The sequence below is a fragment of the Vibrio sp. 10N.286.49.C3 genome (genome assembly GCF_041469545.1).
Taxonomy (GTDB): domain Bacteria; phylum Pseudomonadota; class Gammaproteobacteria; order Enterobacterales; family Vibrionaceae; genus Vibrio; species Vibrio tasmaniensis_A.
This window is the reverse complement of record NZ_JBFRKT010000021.1, coordinates 40,779-55,675: the sequence shown is the minus strand read 5'-3', so window position 1 is coordinate 55,675 and position 14,897 is coordinate 40,779. Positions and strand designations below refer to the sequence as shown.

17 protein-coding genes are annotated in these 14,897 nt (G+C 41.6%); 9 read left to right on the top strand and 8 right to left on the bottom strand.

Annotation, left to right across the window (positions count from 1 at the left end):
* The first annotated feature begins 2 nt into the window (after positions 1-2).
* The 3 genes from AB4180_RS09290 to AB4180_RS09280 all read left to right on the top strand — a co-directional run bounded on the left by AB4180_RS09290 (position 3) and on the right by AB4180_RS09280 (position 3,008).
* Positions 3-707 carry a 1-pyrroline-5-carboxylate dehydrogenase gene (locus AB4180_RS09290; RefSeq protein ID WP_102248749.1) on the top strand — a complete coding sequence of 235 codons (705 nt, stop codon included), beginning with the start codon at positions 3-5 and terminating at the stop codon, positions 705-707.
* A 187-nt stretch (positions 708-894) separates the two neighbouring features.
* Positions 895-2,385: a sodium/proline symporter PutP gene (gene putP, locus AB4180_RS09285; RefSeq protein ID WP_029222791.1), complete on the top strand. Its 1,491-nt coding sequence runs from the start codon at positions 895-897 to the stop codon at positions 2,383-2,385.
* Positions 2,386-2,837: 452 nt separating this feature from the next.
* Entirely contained in the window at positions 2,838-3,008 is a 171-nt protein-coding gene (locus AB4180_RS09280) for a hypothetical protein (protein WP_372081828.1), read from the top strand.
* A 63-nt stretch (positions 3,009-3,071) separates the two neighbouring features.
* Here AB4180_RS09280 and AB4180_RS09275 read toward each other — a convergent pair whose 3' ends face one another.
* On the bottom strand, positions 3,072-3,242 hold the full coding sequence (locus AB4180_RS09275; protein ID WP_009845996.1) for a hypothetical protein: 171 nt from the start codon (positions 3,240-3,242) through the stop codon (positions 3,072-3,074).
* A gap of 279 nt (positions 3,243-3,521) precedes the next feature.
* On the opposite strand from AB4180_RS09275, the gene AB4180_RS09270 reads away from it, so the two are divergent.
* Positions 3,522-4,010, top strand: coding sequence for an Lrp/AsnC family transcriptional regulator (locus AB4180_RS09270; RefSeq protein ID WP_009845995.1), 489 nt, complete (start codon positions 3,522-3,524; stop codon positions 4,008-4,010).
* Between the two features lie 109 nt (positions 4,011-4,119).
* Here the strand turns inward: AB4180_RS09270 and AB4180_RS09265 are convergent, their stop codons facing one another.
* Both AB4180_RS09265 and AB4180_RS09260 read right to left on the bottom strand, forming a co-directional pair.
* Positions 4,120-4,824 carry a DUF445 family protein gene (locus AB4180_RS09265; RefSeq protein WP_009845994.1) on the bottom strand — a complete coding sequence of 235 codons (705 nt, stop codon included), beginning with the start codon at positions 4,822-4,824 and terminating at the stop codon, positions 4,120-4,122.
* Between the two features lie 362 nt (positions 4,825-5,186).
* Positions 5,187-6,206 (bottom strand): tyrosine-type recombinase/integrase, encoded by a 1,020-nt coding sequence (locus tag AB4180_RS09260; protein ID WP_102248748.1) that lies wholly within the window; start codon positions 6,204-6,206, stop codon positions 5,187-5,189.
* A gap of 154 nt (positions 6,207-6,360) precedes the next feature.
* Between AB4180_RS09260 and AB4180_RS09255 the strand changes: the two genes are divergently transcribed.
* Together AB4180_RS09255 and AB4180_RS09250 are read left to right on the top strand one after the other, a co-directional pair.
* Complete coding sequence (locus tag AB4180_RS09255) at positions 6,361-6,759, top strand: ASCH domain-containing protein (protein ID WP_241909231.1); 399 nt, start codon at positions 6,361-6,363, stop codon at positions 6,757-6,759.
* Between the two features lie 53 nt (positions 6,760-6,812).
* Positions 6,813-7,322, top strand: a complete 510-nt coding sequence (locus tag AB4180_RS09250) for an ATP-binding protein (protein WP_102248746.1) — start codon at positions 6,813-6,815, stop codon at positions 7,320-7,322.
* A gap of 37 nt (positions 7,323-7,359) precedes the next feature.
* Here the strand turns inward: AB4180_RS09250 and AB4180_RS09245 are convergent, their stop codons facing one another.
* From AB4180_RS09245 to AB4180_RS09230, 4 genes are read right to left on the bottom strand one after another with little or no spacing between them, the layout of a single operon-like run.
* Positions 7,360-8,421, bottom strand: a complete 1,062-nt coding sequence (locus tag AB4180_RS09245; RefSeq protein WP_102248745.1) for an N-acetyltransferase — start codon at positions 8,419-8,421, stop codon at positions 7,360-7,362.
* A 14-nt stretch (positions 8,422-8,435) separates the two neighbouring features.
* Complete coding sequence (locus AB4180_RS09240; protein ID WP_102248744.1) at positions 8,436-8,912, bottom strand: Panacea domain-containing protein; 477 nt, start codon at positions 8,910-8,912, stop codon at positions 8,436-8,438.
* Between the two features lie 3 nt (positions 8,913-8,915).
* On the bottom strand, positions 8,916-10,034 hold the full coding sequence (locus AB4180_RS09235; RefSeq protein ID WP_102248743.1) for a hypothetical protein: 1,119 nt from the start codon (positions 10,032-10,034) through the stop codon (positions 8,916-8,918).
* A complete protein-coding gene (locus tag AB4180_RS09230) occupies positions 10,035-10,697 on the bottom strand; it encodes a phage repressor protein CI (RefSeq protein WP_102248742.1) in 663 nt (220 codons plus the stop codon). It abuts the gene before it with no gap.
* A gap of 149 nt (positions 10,698-10,846) precedes the next feature.
* On the opposite strand from AB4180_RS09230, the gene AB4180_RS09225 reads away from it, so the two are divergent.
* Together AB4180_RS09225 and AB4180_RS09220 are read left to right on the top strand one after the other, a co-directional pair.
* A complete protein-coding gene (locus AB4180_RS09225; protein WP_102248741.1) occupies positions 10,847-11,059 on the top strand; it encodes a hypothetical protein in 213 nt (70 codons plus the stop codon).
* Between the two features lie 110 nt (positions 11,060-11,169).
* Positions 11,170-11,322: a hypothetical protein gene (locus tag AB4180_RS09220; protein WP_157936312.1), complete on the top strand. Its 153-nt coding sequence runs from the start codon at positions 11,170-11,172 to the stop codon at positions 11,320-11,322.
* 31 nt (positions 11,323-11,353) lie between these two features.
* Here the strand turns inward: AB4180_RS09220 and AB4180_RS09215 are convergent, their stop codons facing one another.
* Positions 11,354-13,207 (bottom strand): ABC transporter ATP-binding protein, encoded by a 1,854-nt coding sequence (locus AB4180_RS09215; protein ID WP_102248740.1) that lies wholly within the window; start codon positions 13,205-13,207, stop codon positions 11,354-11,356.
* A 566-nt stretch (positions 13,208-13,773) separates the two neighbouring features.
* On the opposite strand from AB4180_RS09215, the gene AB4180_RS09210 reads away from it, so the two are divergent.
* Complete coding sequence (locus tag AB4180_RS09210; protein WP_009845992.1) at positions 13,774-14,748, top strand: arginine deiminase-related protein; 975 nt, start codon at positions 13,774-13,776, stop codon at positions 14,746-14,748.
* The last annotated feature ends 149 nt before the right edge of the window (positions 14,749-14,897 follow it).

Here is a 14,897-nt window from a genome sequence, read left to right as displayed (position 1 = left end):
TCATGGTTCATCAAGTGACAGGTTTTTCTGATGCTTTGCTAGCGTGGGAACAATGGAACCTTACAGACTTTGATTACAAGAGTGCTCAGGTACTTGCGCTTAAATCAGAGATCGAAAGTCAATCTGCGCCTTTGGCGACGGTGGCGACTTATCATCTAGAGCAAGCCTCAGCACTGCTTTCTGAACATCACCTAATGGCAGGTCCTACGGGCGAAACCAATGAGCTATATGCCGCAGGTCGCGGTGTGGCTTTGGTGATTGTTGATGATTGCGAAGTGAAAGTGCCAGCGCTGCAAACTGCAATGGCTTTGATTACTGCTGCGCTATTGGCAGGTAACAGCGTTCAATTGTGCAGTGATGATGTGCAGTTCAATACCTTAGTTGCAGACGCAGCTAAGTCGGCGAACTTGCCAACTAACTTGGTGCAAGTTGCCTCGTACGACGCTGCTCAACAGTTGTTGTCTTGCGATGTACGTAGCGTGGGTTACGTAGGTAACTCGCAAACGGCACAAGCTATCAATTTACAGCTTGCTAAGCGTGACGGTGCAATCGTCGGTTTAGTAGCTGAAACGGATCTGGCGACAATGAATGTTGCTAATGATCCACACCTATCGCTGCGCTTCATTACCGAGCGTACGCGAACTATAAATATAACAGCCGTGGGCGGTAACGCGACCTTGCTCGAACTTGGAAGCGAAGCTCACTAACCTTCAGTAAAATTGGCTCTAAGCACTTTTGGTTTTTTCCATTGTTGGGTTTTCTCCATCTTTGGATTTAATTCATAGTGCATTGGAGCCTCAATACCTAACTCAATGCACTCGCTTGCCTTTACGGTGAGTGTCTTGCATTGAATTAGGCATGGAAGGCTTTCTACAAAATGAGGACTATCAAATGATAGAAAACAGTTTTGCAATAACGACGACGTTCATTGCGTATCTAATTATGATGCTAGCGATCGGTGTTATTGCTTACAAACGTACATCTAACTCAACAGACTACTTCCTAGGTGGTCGTTCGTTAGGCCCATGGCCTGCTGCACTTTCTGCTGGCGCATCAGACATGAGTGGTTGGTTGCTACTTGGCCTGCCAGGTTACGCTTACGCTGCTGGCTTTGAAGCATTTTGGCTTGCTGGTGGTCTACTTGTTGGTACTTGGGCAAACTGGTTAATCAGTGCAAAACGTCTACGTACTTACAGCATTACGACTGAATCACTGACGCTGCCTGAGTTCCTATCTCGTCGTTTCAATGATAATTCTAAGCTGATCCAAACAATTTCTGCTTTCTTTATCCTTTTATTCTTCCTTTTCTACACAAGTTCAGGCTTGGTAGCAGGTGGTAAATTGTTTGAAACGGTATTCGGCCTTGATTACACAACAGCGGTAATTATCGGTACAGTCTGTGTAGTTTCGTACACTCTGTTTGGTGGTTTCCTAGCGGTATCTTGGACTGACTTGGTTCAAGGCTTGCTAATGTCTGCTGCGCTATTGATTGTACCAATCGCGGCAATGAACGGTGGCCTAGGTCAGCTTTCTAGCGACCTACACAACATCAACCCAGAGCTTCTAACGCTATGGAATGATGCGAAGGGTGAGCCACTGTCTGCTATTGCGATCATCTCACTAGCGGCATGGGGGTTGGGTTACTTCGGTCAACCACACATCCTTGCGCGTTTCAAAGCAACACGTAGTAATAAAGACCTAACAACAGCGCGCCGCATTGCCGTTATCTGGACTGCACTGTCTATGATTGGTGCAATGCTTGTGGGTCTTGTTGGTCTAATCTATGTGACGAACTCTGGCGCACCTAAGCTAGACGATGGCGAGAAGATCTTCATGCTTCTTGTGAACGCGATGTTCCACCCAGTAATCGCCGGCATCCTACTTGCTGCCATTCTAGCGGCAATCATGAGTACTGCGGATTCACAACTTCTTGTTTCTTCATCTGCAATGGCAGAAGACCTGTATAAGCAAGTTTTGAAGAAAGACGCAACGTCAGAAGAGATTGTTCGTGTAGGCCGTTTCGCGGTTATTCTAATTTCTCTTGTCGCTCTTGTTCTAGCGATGACACCAGACAGCTCAGTACTTGGCCTTGTATCTTACGCATGGGCTGGTTTTGGTGCTGCATTCGGTCCTGCAATCGTATTAAGCCTATACTGGTCTCGTATGAACCGTAACGGCGCTCTAGCGGGTATCGTGGTTGGTGGTGTTACGATTGTACTTTGGAAGCAGTTCACGGGCGGTTGGTTCGATGTTTACGAAATCGTACCGGGAATCATCCTATCGACGCTTTCTATCGTTATTGTGAGTCTAATGACTGGTGAGCCAGAAGACGAAGTGAAAAAGCAACACGCTGAGTTCAAGAAGAACCTAGTTGAGCTAGACTAATTTACATTGTAAAACATATGTGAATTAGCAAAGAACATTAGATAAAAAGCAATTGTAAAAAGCAATTGTAAAAAGAAATTGAAAAATAAAAGTAATAGAGTCACTTCGGTGGCTCTATTTTTTTATGTGGGCACTACCTTTGTCTTATAAAAAACCAGTAGGATACAGAAGAAGCACGCTGTTATGAGGTTTACAATGTAAATTGAAACCAAATGATAGAAGGAAAATAAATAGAAGAGAAAGGCTTTTCATAGCGCTTGATGTCAAAAAATAACCGATAAAATGGCTATTTTTTGAACTTGGCGCTCACTTTTGTTATTAGCTCGGTGAATTATTACACTGAATTGGACATCATGTGTCAATTATCAGTAACCACTAAAGACCTATAGGACAAAGGTATGCCTGATCTCTATTGCAAAGGATGTAAAAAAACAACACTACATAAGTCTATAATGAAACGTTGTGAATCTGAGCCTGAGACAACCTCTGGCCGTATGATGCAATGGACGTCAAAGCTATTTAGTGGAAACCTGTACTACGACATGGAAACTCAGCACTTCTGTCGAACGTGCAACTGTCGTTGTGAAACAGGAACTACAGTTCCCCAAGTTGGTCTGGCTTAGATTGTAGTAAGTGCTTACTAACTTCGATTTAAAAACCTCCCTAATGGAGGTTTTTTTCGTTTTCTATGCTGCTTTTAGTGAAGGTTCTGCCTCGACGACATTGCCATCAATCTTAACTTCCCAGCCATAGTTCGAGTATTCACTTGCGAGTGCTTGGGCAACATCTTTTGATACCGTTACGTGTGTCCATGAACCGATTCCGTAAGGTTTATATGCGAGTTCTTGCGTTTTCATAATAGAGTCATCCTTTCTCTTTGAGAATTCTATTATTCACTTTGGCCTATATCCTTTCTTTCGTTTCTGGCTCAACTTATTTGTTAATCGGGTCATTTCTATAATAATTTGTTAATAACTGGAGTTTGATTTATAAGGGGTGTTATCGCTCTGTCCGGTTTTATATTTAACGTGAATAGGAATGGTCTATTTAGTTTTCTAAATGTGTGAGCAAGGTTTTCTTCGATTGCTCTTAGTATGGAATATACTGAGCGCAATCTAGAATGTTTAAGGAATATTATGTCTCAGCATCAACTCGATCGTATCGATAAAGAGATACTAAGAATTCTGCATATGAAAGGCCGTTTGCCCGTCGTTGAACTAGCGAAACAGGTCAACCTAACGACTTCACCTTGCTCTGATAGGTTGAAGCGATTGGAAAAAGTGGGCTACATCACTGGTTATCATGCTGAGCTTTGTTCAGAAAAGTTGGGGCTCGATGTTCAAGTGTTTATCCATATTCGCCTCGATCAAACCAGCTTTTCAATTTTTGATAAATTTGCCCAAGCGGTTGAAACGATGCCTGAAGTCGAAGAGTGCTATTCGCTGTCGGGGGACTTCGACACCATGATCAAGGTTCGAGTAAAAGACATGAAGGCGTACCAAGCGTTTATGGCAACTAAGTTGGGTACCCTGCCTGGTGTAATTCAAACACGCAGCGAAGTGGTGATTGAAGAACACAAGAAGGGCTTTGGTGTTAACCCTGAGCTGTTGGCCACCATAAAATAGTGACCGGCTTTGCCTTACCAAGGTTATTTAGATATAAAAAATGGAAGCCAATAAGCTTCCATTTTTTGTTGAACGTCAGATAAAGATCAATCGGATAAACTTCTCCGCCTTACAGCGTAATTGCGGCAGAGATTAAACCAATCACACCGCCGAATACCCCACCCCAAACGACCAACCAACCAAGGTGTTTTTTGATCATGGTCTGAACCATCTCTTTAACCAGTTTTGGAGTCAGTTCATTCAAGCGCTGATCGATGATCGCCTCAATGTTCTCTTTAATTTCATCCATCATTGCAGGCGATTCAAGTTCATCCTTGATAGCATTTTTTACCGAATCGCTCTTGCTGATTTCAATCACAGACTCTTGCATCTTCTCAACAAATGGCGCCTTCATTGGCTGCAGTGCTTCTGTACCACCAACCATCGCCAACATGCCACCAAACTGTGAGTTTTCGATAACATGCACCAGCGATTCGAATGCAGGGTTAAAGTCGATCTTCTTGATCACAGGCTCTAGGTTGAGTGACTTTCCTGTCATCTCACTACTAAGAAAACGGTCGATGTTACTTTCGGTAAAGAACTGTTCCATCATCAGTTGTTTGATGGCTGCCTTGAACTCTTCAAAGCGCGCAGGAATAACGCCAGAACCATATAGGCCGGGTACTTTCTCGAACAACATGTGAATCGCAAGCCAGTTGGTGATAGCACCAGAAAATGCGAATAGGCCTGCATAAAGCAAGTATTGGTTTGCTGTCGCATAGCCGCCAGCAAGCAGTGCTAACGCAATAACGTTAGTTAAGACACTTTTGTTCATGGTTGATCTCTAAAAAGAATACTGCGCGCATTTTAAGAAAAAAACGCCAAGAAAAAAACAAAAGGATCGATGAAGTTTATAGAACCAATGAAAACAGATGAGAAAGGGGCAGAGAATAACAGGCATAAAAAAGGCTAGCCTCCCCCCGAAGTCTAGCCTTATTCCAGAACGCGCAAGCGAAGCGTCATTGCTGTTAATGTCATTATATGATTACGACATAACATTCTGCCATGTGTAATTTACCACCAATTAACATTTTGGTGTGAATTACGCCGCACTTTTAAAATGGAATATAAATTAAGCGCTCGTTGTCTGTTCAAGATCATCACCAATAAACCCACCGGTTTTATCTATCTCATCCGCTACTTATCATAAATCATTGATTTTATTAAATAGGAGAATGATGCAAAAACGTAAAAATTGAGAATAACCGACGAAACCCGACCATAAGCGAGCTCTGCCGCCGTTTTGTCGCCACCATTCATCATAAAGTGGCTAGCAAAGGTATGTCGAAAAACGTGAGTGGCTTGCCCTTCCGGTACATGGTTTGGTAATGCTCGTCTTACACATTTCCATGCGGAGTGGTAAGCAACATCGAATATGGCATGCCCACTTTCTGAACTCCCTAATATCTCTTCATATAAAGCAAGAGAAATAGGAACTGATCGATTCTTCTTACCTTTCGTCTCAGTGTAGGTCAGTTTGTACCTTGTTACTTGAGAACGTTTAAGGGAAAGAGCTTCCCCTATACGGCACCCAGTAGCCAAACAGATTTTAGCAGCGGTGTAAATTTGCTTTACTGAAGGGCTAGCATCAGCGGCTATAGCACTAAGAACGGCAGGTATTTGTTCTTTTGTTAAGTAGCTAAGTTCTTTCTCAGCACTTTTGACAAGCTCAATATCCTCTAAAGGGTTCGGCAGCTTCCATAAGTCATACCTTATTAGCCGACTGAACATAGCGCGTAAGGTTTTTAGCTCAATGTTATGCGTAGCAGCAGAGATAGTAATATTTGGACGGCTAGGATGATGACTAACTCGATTGGCGCGATAGGCTAAATAGTCTTTTTTCGTGAATAGTCGCGCTAAGGGGTTATTGAGCATTGCGATCGTTTTAGCCATAACATCATATGAGTTCTGACCCGTTTTTACCGTGTGGCCATGAACCTCCCACCAGGCATCGAGCAAATCTTTTAGCCTACGATTATCTGCTTTTTCCCCTAACCATGGCTTGTCGTTGATCTCATTCATCGTGAAACGTTCAAAAGCCGCAGCTTCGCCTTTAGTCGCAAAGCGCTTTCGAATACGTTTACCATCGCGGCCGTTTGGGTAGCATTCGCATATCCATGGTTTGTTAGAGCCGTCTTTTAAGTTTCTGATAGACATACTTCAAATACCTTGATACTGTGTGTATATACAGTATCAATGTGTTTGGTGGTACGCAATGTTCAATTTTACCGTAGCCAAACATGATAGATTTCAGGTGAAATTTTGGGTCGATAGGTTTAATATCTGCGCTCAGCATAGAAATTAGAGTTAAATGATGAAAGCGCTACTATCTATCAAACCAGAGTTTGTGGAAAAGATAATGTCTGGTGAGAAACTTTTTGAATATAGAAAAGCTGTATTCAAAAGACCAGAAGTAAAATCTGTAGTGATTTATTCAACAATGCCTGAAGGTAAGATCGTTGGAGAATTTAAAATCGGTGGAATTTTAGAGTGCACTCCTGCTGAGCTATGGAAAGAAACGAAGAAAAATTCCGGAATAAATAAGCTGTTCTTTGATGAGTATTTTGAGAATAAAAAAGTTGCATATGCCATCAAAATCAAAGATTTTGTTCCTTATGATGAACCAATAGATCCGTACAAGAGAGAGCCTAACTTTAAAGCGCCTCAATCTTTTAAATACTTAGATGAATCCTCCACTTTATACATATAGAATCATAATAGCCGAGCAGTCGCTCGGCTTTTTAATAATAAAAGGCTAGGTTGATGAAAGAGATTTATTTCGTATCAGGTATTCATGGGGCGGGTAAGGGTACATTATGCCAAGAAGTGAACGAAAAAACCGGGTTGCCTGTATACTCTTGTAGTGATTTGATTAAGCAGAATTCGGAGTATGTCGAATGTGGTAAAGTCGTTTCAACGGCGGAACGAAACCAAGAAGCTTTGATTCACGGTCTTAATAAAATTAACGAAGATAAATTTATTTTAGACGGACATTTTTGCTTAGTTGGTCAAAATGACGCCATTATAGAGTTAGGTTATGAAGTATTTGATGCTATTGGGCCAGTCGCAGTTATCAACGTTGTTTGTGATCCAGTAATTGTTCATCAAAGAATGCTTGAACGTGATGGAAGTGCTTTGGAAGTTAGCTTACTAGGTAAACTTCAAGTCAATGAGGTTAAGAGAGTTAACGAGTTCTGTGAGGCACGCTCGATAGGTGTTTATACCTATGAATCAGGTAAGTCTACTGAATCACTTCTTGACATGCTGAAGTAAAAATAAAAAGAGCACATTAAGTGCTCTTTTTTGTGCACTAATTAATTAAAATCTTCCTATCGAGTTCTGATAGGTTAATGATGTCATCAAACTGTTTATCAGAAAGTTTAAGGACGCCCCAATAGTCGTCTCGATTTAGTCCAGCCTCATCCGCTAGCTCTTGACGAGTTGGCCTTTTTGGAAGCGCTGCATTATAAGTAAAGTTAATCACATATCTGTACTTACCTTGACGGTAAATAAGACGTAATTCGTTTTCATCGAATACAGAGAATTTTACACATGCATTAACAAACTCATCTTCACTCCTGTAATCAGCTGTAGTATGTACATCTTCAATAACACATACAGACGTAGCTACGGATCTGTATTCTGCAGGGCCTCGTTTGTCAGTGGTTCTATAGATGACGACCACGTCACCACGTCTAAAGTCTAAAACGCCTTCCATTCCACAAATATAAACTTTATGGATACTATTTGAATGAGAGATGTCTTTTACAATATTTGTGCCTTCTGTGATAAGCCTTGAGTCAGGGAACAATTTAGTATGATGCTGAGGGTAAATACTAAGTAGATACTTGTTATTAGCTGTGGTTTGCACAAATGGATAGTCTTTATCTACATCACCAGTTACCTTACTTAGGCTCCTCAATAGAACATTTTCTGTACCGTTGTCCGTTGTCTTAGTTGCGTATTCCTCAAACCCATATCGTTTAAATAAGTCAGAGAGATACTGGTGTTTTTCACCAAAAACAGTGACATATATATCGTCTACATTCGGCGACTTAGCTAGAGCATAATCGAAAATCTTTTTGAGATAGCGATCACCGCGGCGAGTTTGCATAGGGTTAAATTTGAAAGTACCGACCTTCATATGATGCGTATTTGGCAACAGAGGGGCTGTATCATCACCAGGACCGACTTCATACTTGCAATACAAAAAGCCTTCTATAGTACCAGTTGCGTTGTAAAGGACGAGCGCAGTATTATCTGATTTTTTTTCAAACCAACGAGAAAATTCCTCGTAATCAGCTTTTAAAGTGTCGAAAAACGGGTCATCGAGATTAATTTCTGAAAATTTCTGAATAAGTAAATTTTCCATAGAGCTAAGCCTTTTTAATTTTTATGTATAGGGTTTGTTAAGTACTCATTGGCGAGTTCGACCAAATCTAACTCTGAGTACCTATTTTGAGCCCGAACAGGGTATGTGGAATAGACATAATTAATAAAGTCGTCAAAATACATATCTTTTGTTTTATCGATTACTAAGTCTAATATCTGACGAATTCTAGGGGGGAGATCGTTTGAAATATCAGGGCCTTGATAAGACACTACTTTTTTAGATGAACCGTAAGCCGTTCCAGTAGTTATTATTGTAAAGTTTGGAGTGAAGCTAACGTTATTAATGACATCATCAACATACGGGCCATAGTGATTGAACACCCAGTTGATGTGTGTCATCGTTTTGCGATCCGCTAAAGCGCTAAACCAATCTGCTAGATAGACTAATTTAGTTAATCGAGCATTTGATAACTCACTTGGGTATGGATAGTTTAAGCAATAATAGGCTGTAATTATCTGGATTGGATTCATATGCTATACCTCACTACTAGAGGACAACGTTGCTAACATCTCTGCTTCGGGAGAAGGGCTTGGAGATGGACGTTGATCTAATTTATCTAAGAAATCTAGGTCTGTACTCATAGTTTTGTGATAGTTGCTGTTTATATCGTGGGCAATACCATGTCTAACAAATTGGCTTAAGTGACTCCAATTTTTTTCAAAATGCTCACGAGTCTTCTGAACTTGCTCTTCACTTAAATCACAACTTTTAGTGCTCTCAATTAGAATGACTCCTTGAGTTGCGTCTGCTTCTCGAATTGCTCTACCAAAATAACGACAGGACTTCATGTTAAAGTTTTTAAGTTGCTCTCTTTTAAAGAAATATTTGTCTTCAATTGAGTTGTAGAAGCTGTCAGGAGTTGCTTCGTTATACTCTGCTAGAGAGTCTTCATGGACTTCTAAGTGTTGGTAGGCCTCATAAATGATCCCCCGACCCATTGGGAATTTCTGTCTATGGGTTTGGTCATATTCTGCATTTGGAGAATAACGTGCCAGTAAATAAAAATGGTTATTATATACGTAGTAGATGCTAATACGAGCGTGTGTGTTTTCTTTAACGACGGCCTTATCATCGTTCATCAGGTAAGAGAAAGTACCTTTTAACCAGATTGTCACCAGTTCTTGATGCTTTTCTCGTAACTGGCCATTTAGCTTCGCTATTTCTTCTTGGTTGGAAGTGACAATTTCTCGAACATTTTTTTGGTGGGTTAACTTGCTCTCCAATTCATCATTTCGGTTAGAAAGATTCTCGTAATCTTTACTCGTACCAGAAAGGCCGAGAGCTAGTAGTACAATAGCATAGAAAAAGTGCATGTAAGGGTGGCAAATGAATACCCAAATCACTTCCATCATGGACATCATACCCTCAGCCTGAACTGTGTCAGCCCAAGCCCACTCCTTACCGACCTCTTTTGTTATAAAGTTAGGTGCCCCACTAGCAAAACCGCCAGCATAGGTAAAAGAAGCGGTCCCTAGTACAGTCAGAAGCATATACCAATTTTTTTCAATCTTTTGACTAAAGCTCTGAAAAGATTTGGCTTTTGTCGAATGACCAAAACGGAGCTCGTGCTGAGTCTTACTTTCTTGAACCACTTACACCTTCTCCAACACTACAGCCACGCGGCCTACAACTTTGATGTCTTCTTCAGATACTTCCATGGTGCTGTCACCAAATGCGACTGCTAGCTTTTTACCAGGCAACCGTTGAATTTGGTTGATTGATAGGTGACCGTCAATATCAATTAGATATTTTCCAGAAACAGCATCTACGATGTCTTGGTTTACAAGATAAATCCCATCATTCGTTTCTACTTCAATTACATCAGAATCAGCCAAGTCATATTTGTTAATGCGTCTGAGAGCGTATGGGATTTCACCAGTATTGATTAGCTTCCCATCAGAAAGGCAAACAGAGGGTAAAATTACGGAATCAGTTTGCTTGTTGCGTTCTCGGGTTGCTCTTGCTGATAAAGCATTTTGAGGTTTAGCAATATTAGTCGTTCCATGTGCGACCTTAGATAACTCACTGTCAGGAAGTGCTAGCTCTTCAACAGGTATACCCAAGGCTAAGTGAGCACGAACAATTAGTTCATGCGAAGTTCGATCATGAGTATTCCAAGTGCTAAATGTGGTTTTGGGGACGCCATATACAGATGCCATCTCGACAAAATTCTTGCAGCCAGTCAAATGTTTGAGATTTTCTGTAAACTCAGAACCTTTCAGATAGTCAAAAGGCGGGATTTTTTTAATTTTCATAATCTGAACTCAAATTAGCACTGCTGATTGTTATTTTTTATTGAGAGTACGCAAGTAACGATCTATTATCTTTCTCGTACTCAGGTTCACCCGCCGGCCAAAGCTGCATGAACCTGAATGTGTTTGAACTAACGATCAAGGATACCACTATGCTAACCACCAGCCCAGTCATACCCGCCCCTTTCGTGACTTACGAAGAGTACTCCCGCATCTCAGGCTTGCCTTTGGGCATCATCAAAGACTATGTATCACAAGGAAAAATCCTCGTTAAGGAAAAAGGGAAAATCAAAGGAAGAGCCTTTGTAAACATGATTGCCATGCATGAACTCGCGGCTCGTGAAGCGAAAGAGCTGCTTGGCTAAATATTTTGTTCTTCCTTCTTGATAACTGCCCAAATACCCAAGTCTGTTTACTTTTTGGCTATTGATTAAGTTGTCATTTGTATATCCCTTTCTTATAGAGATTGTTAAACATGGATGAACAAGTCGCTATGTGCGTATTACGTGAGCGCAAACAAAAGGCGTTTGTGGGGTATATATTGATAATTTACATACTTGATATTTGGCGTGTAAATACTAATCAAATTAGGGTTATAATTTTAGATGAAGAAATGGCAGCAAGATAAAAACCTGCCGCCACATGGTTATTACGTTTTTTTAAATCATTGTTTTGTTTGGTTCTTCTTCCACTCCAATAAACCCACCGGTCTGGTGATTCCACAATTGAGCATAGATGCCATTTTGTGTAATCAGCTCTTGGTGCGTGCCTTCTTCAACGATATTACCTTGGTCGAGTACAATCAAACGGTCCATTGCTGCAATCGTCGATAAACGGTGTGCAATCGCGATAACCGTTTTGCCTTCCATTAGTTCAATCAAGCTCTCTTGTATCGCAGCTTCAACCTCTGAATCGAGTGCTGATGTGGCTTCATCTAGAACCAACAGCGGAGCATTCTTCAGAAGTACACGTGAGATAGCGACACGTTGACGCTGACCACCAGAAAGCTTGACGCCACGTTCACCTACTTGAGCATCGTAGCCAACATTACCAAACGGGTCAGTTAGGGTTTCGATAAACTCATGAGCGTGTGCCTGTTGGGTTGCGGCATACACTTCTTCATCTGATGCTTCTGGTCGACCGTAAAGAATGTTGTCTTTGATCGAACGGTGCAGCAGTGAGGTATCTTGAGTCACCATACCTATGTTGCTACGCAGAGAATCTTGAGTAACGCTCGAGATCTCTTGGTCATCAATCAGGATGCGACCACTTTCTACATCGTGGAAACGCAGCAGTAAGTTAACTAGGGTCGATTTACCTGCACCTGAACGGCCAACCAAGCCGACTTTTTCACCCGGTTTGATGTTGAGGTTTAGGTTGTTAATCACACCCTTATTCTCACCGTAGTTAAAGCTCACGTTGTCGAAGTTGATACCGCCTTGTGGAACGTCCAAAGGTTTCGCATCTTTTTTGTCTTCGATAGCAATGGGCTTAGACAGTGTTTTAATACCATCAATCACGGTACCTAGGTTTTCAAACAGACCACCTATTTCCCACATGATCCATTTCGACATGCCGTTAATACGCAGAGCTAAGCTGACCGCAATCGCAATTGCGCCTACGGTGATCGCGTTATCTAGCCATAGGTAGATAGAGATACCGGCAATGCTGAACACCAACAAGTAGTTAGCGAATTCAACGCAGATGTTGAAGCCAGTAACCAAGCGCATTTGGCGATGGACTGTGTCTAGGAAGCCTTCCATGCCTTCTTCTGCGTACTCGGTTTCTCTTTTACTATGAGAGAAAAGTTTGACCGTAGCGATGTTGGTGTAGCTATCCACAATGCGACCCGTCATCAACGAGCGAGCATCCGCTTGTTCTGAAGACACGTCTTTCAGCTTTGGTACGAAGTGCAGTTGAATGCCAACGTAAATGAACAACCAAATCAACATTGGAGCCATTAAGCGCCAATCCGATTCCGCGAGCATGAACAGCATCGCTGTAAAGTAAACCGTCACGTAAACAAACACATCAACCATTTTGGTCACTGTTTCACGTACCGCGAGCGAGGTTTGCATCACTTTGGTCGCGACACGTCCGGCGAAGTCATCTTGATAAAAGGACAGGCTTTGCTTCAAAAGGTAGCGGTGCGCTAACCAACGAATCGACATTGGGTAGTTGCCCAGCAAAGTTTGGTGAAGCAGTAGTGAGTAAACACTGATCAAGATTGGCATCACGACCAACAGCAGAACGCCGAGCCCCATCAGTGTCGACTCGTTGTCTGCTAAGAAAGTGTCCGGGTTGCTGGTTGATAGCCAGTCAACCAGTTGACCCATGTAACCGAACAGCGCAACTTCGATGATCGCGATGGTCATGCTCATCAATCCGAGCAAGATCAACGGCTTTTCAAAACCTCGTGTGTAATGGCGGCAGAATGCCAGTATTCCAGTAGGAGGTTGTATCGGCTCTCCCTTTGGAAAGGCTTCAGTAAAGCCTTCAAACTTCTTGTACATAGTTTTCCCTTTATAAGCTACTGCATCTTTGATGCTAGAGCATCGTGATGTGCAGCTTTGTTTTTATAGTCTTGATTTGAATTTTTCAGTTTTAGTTTGAAATTATATAAGTGCCAACGCGTTCTTATAAGTATTAAGCCATTCGATAGATTTTTGTTTAGTTCTTATGTAAGTACTTGGTTTAAGCGACACAGAACACTTCCAAAGAGTGTCTTTCATGAAGCTAATTTTAGATTGAATTAGACAGGAAAAGTTAAGCTTATTTCAAACGTAATTGATGGTTATGCAACGGTGATAATCCTAACGTTAAATGGATTAAATTGTAATCAAAACTCGTGTGGAGTTGAAAAATGAAATGAGAATATTTATCCAGTAAATTCTTTAACGAATATGCATACAGTTGGTTCTTTCTGATGTGCTGTTATCTTGCAGTAAAAATTACCGACTAATCTAAAATTCGCAGTAATTACTTGGGATAAATATTCAAATCATTGTGATTTTCAGTGAATTTTGTCGTAACAAGTTGTTTACAATTCTGAGGTAAATAAAAGATAGGGACGGTTAAAATGTTAAACCTACACAAAAAATCACTGCATATTACTAATGTTCAAAACGCAAATTGCGTTGTTATGGTGCCGCCAAAAGAATTTAAATTTAACGAAGAAACAGCCCGTGATAACGAGTTTCAGCACAGAGTCGATCTGACTGAAGCTGAGGTAAAGTTAGAAACGATGGCCGAGTTTAAGGCTATGGTGGTTTCGCTACGTAAAGAAGGTGTGCAAGTTGTAGAGTTTGATTATCCGGAACTGGGTGTTGAAACCCCTGACGCAGTGTTCCCAAACAACTGGTTCAGTACTTGTAGTGATGGAAGCCTATTCACTTTCCCTATGGCGTGTGAAAACCGTCAAAATGAAGTTAAGCCGAATGCACTTATTGAAGCGTTGGAAGCGTCTGGTCGCATTGTTAATCACAGTGAGTCTATGGAGTCGTACGTTGCTCAAGGTTCTTATCTAGAGAGCACAGGCGTGATGGTGATCGACCATATCAACAAGACCATTTATGCTGCGCTTTCACAACGTTGTGACCGCGAAGTATTGGAAGATTACGCGAAGCGCATTGGCTATTCTCGCGTGGTCTCGTTCCAAACGGCATTACCGTCTGGTCAACCGATTTACCATACCAATGTGATGATGGCGATTGGCGATAATTTCTGCGTGATCTGTGATGAAGTGATCCCAGAGTTTGAGCGCCGCTTTGTTGTGAAGTCTCTTGCCAAAGACAAGCAAGTTATCTCTATCTCAATCGATCAGATGAATCGTTTTTGTGGCAACATCCTTCAGCTTGAAACTGTGAATGGCGACAAGGTGATCGCGATGTCTCAATCGGCTTATGATGCGTTTTCTCCAGCTCAGTTAGCTCAGCTTTCGACACACGGTAAGCTACTACCATTTAACGTGAAAACGATCGAAGACATCGGCGGTGGTTCGGTGCGATGCATGTTGGGCGAGGTGTTCTTACCAACCCGAGTGAATCGTCTGTAGCAAGTATAGAAAGTATAGCAAGCGCTCATTTCCAGCAATGGATCTTCGAATACCACTCTTATCGCAGAGTGGTATTTTTGTTTTTATCTATCACAAATAAGAGAACAAGAGCTCGATACAGGAGTCAACGCGCAAAGCTACTGAAAAAA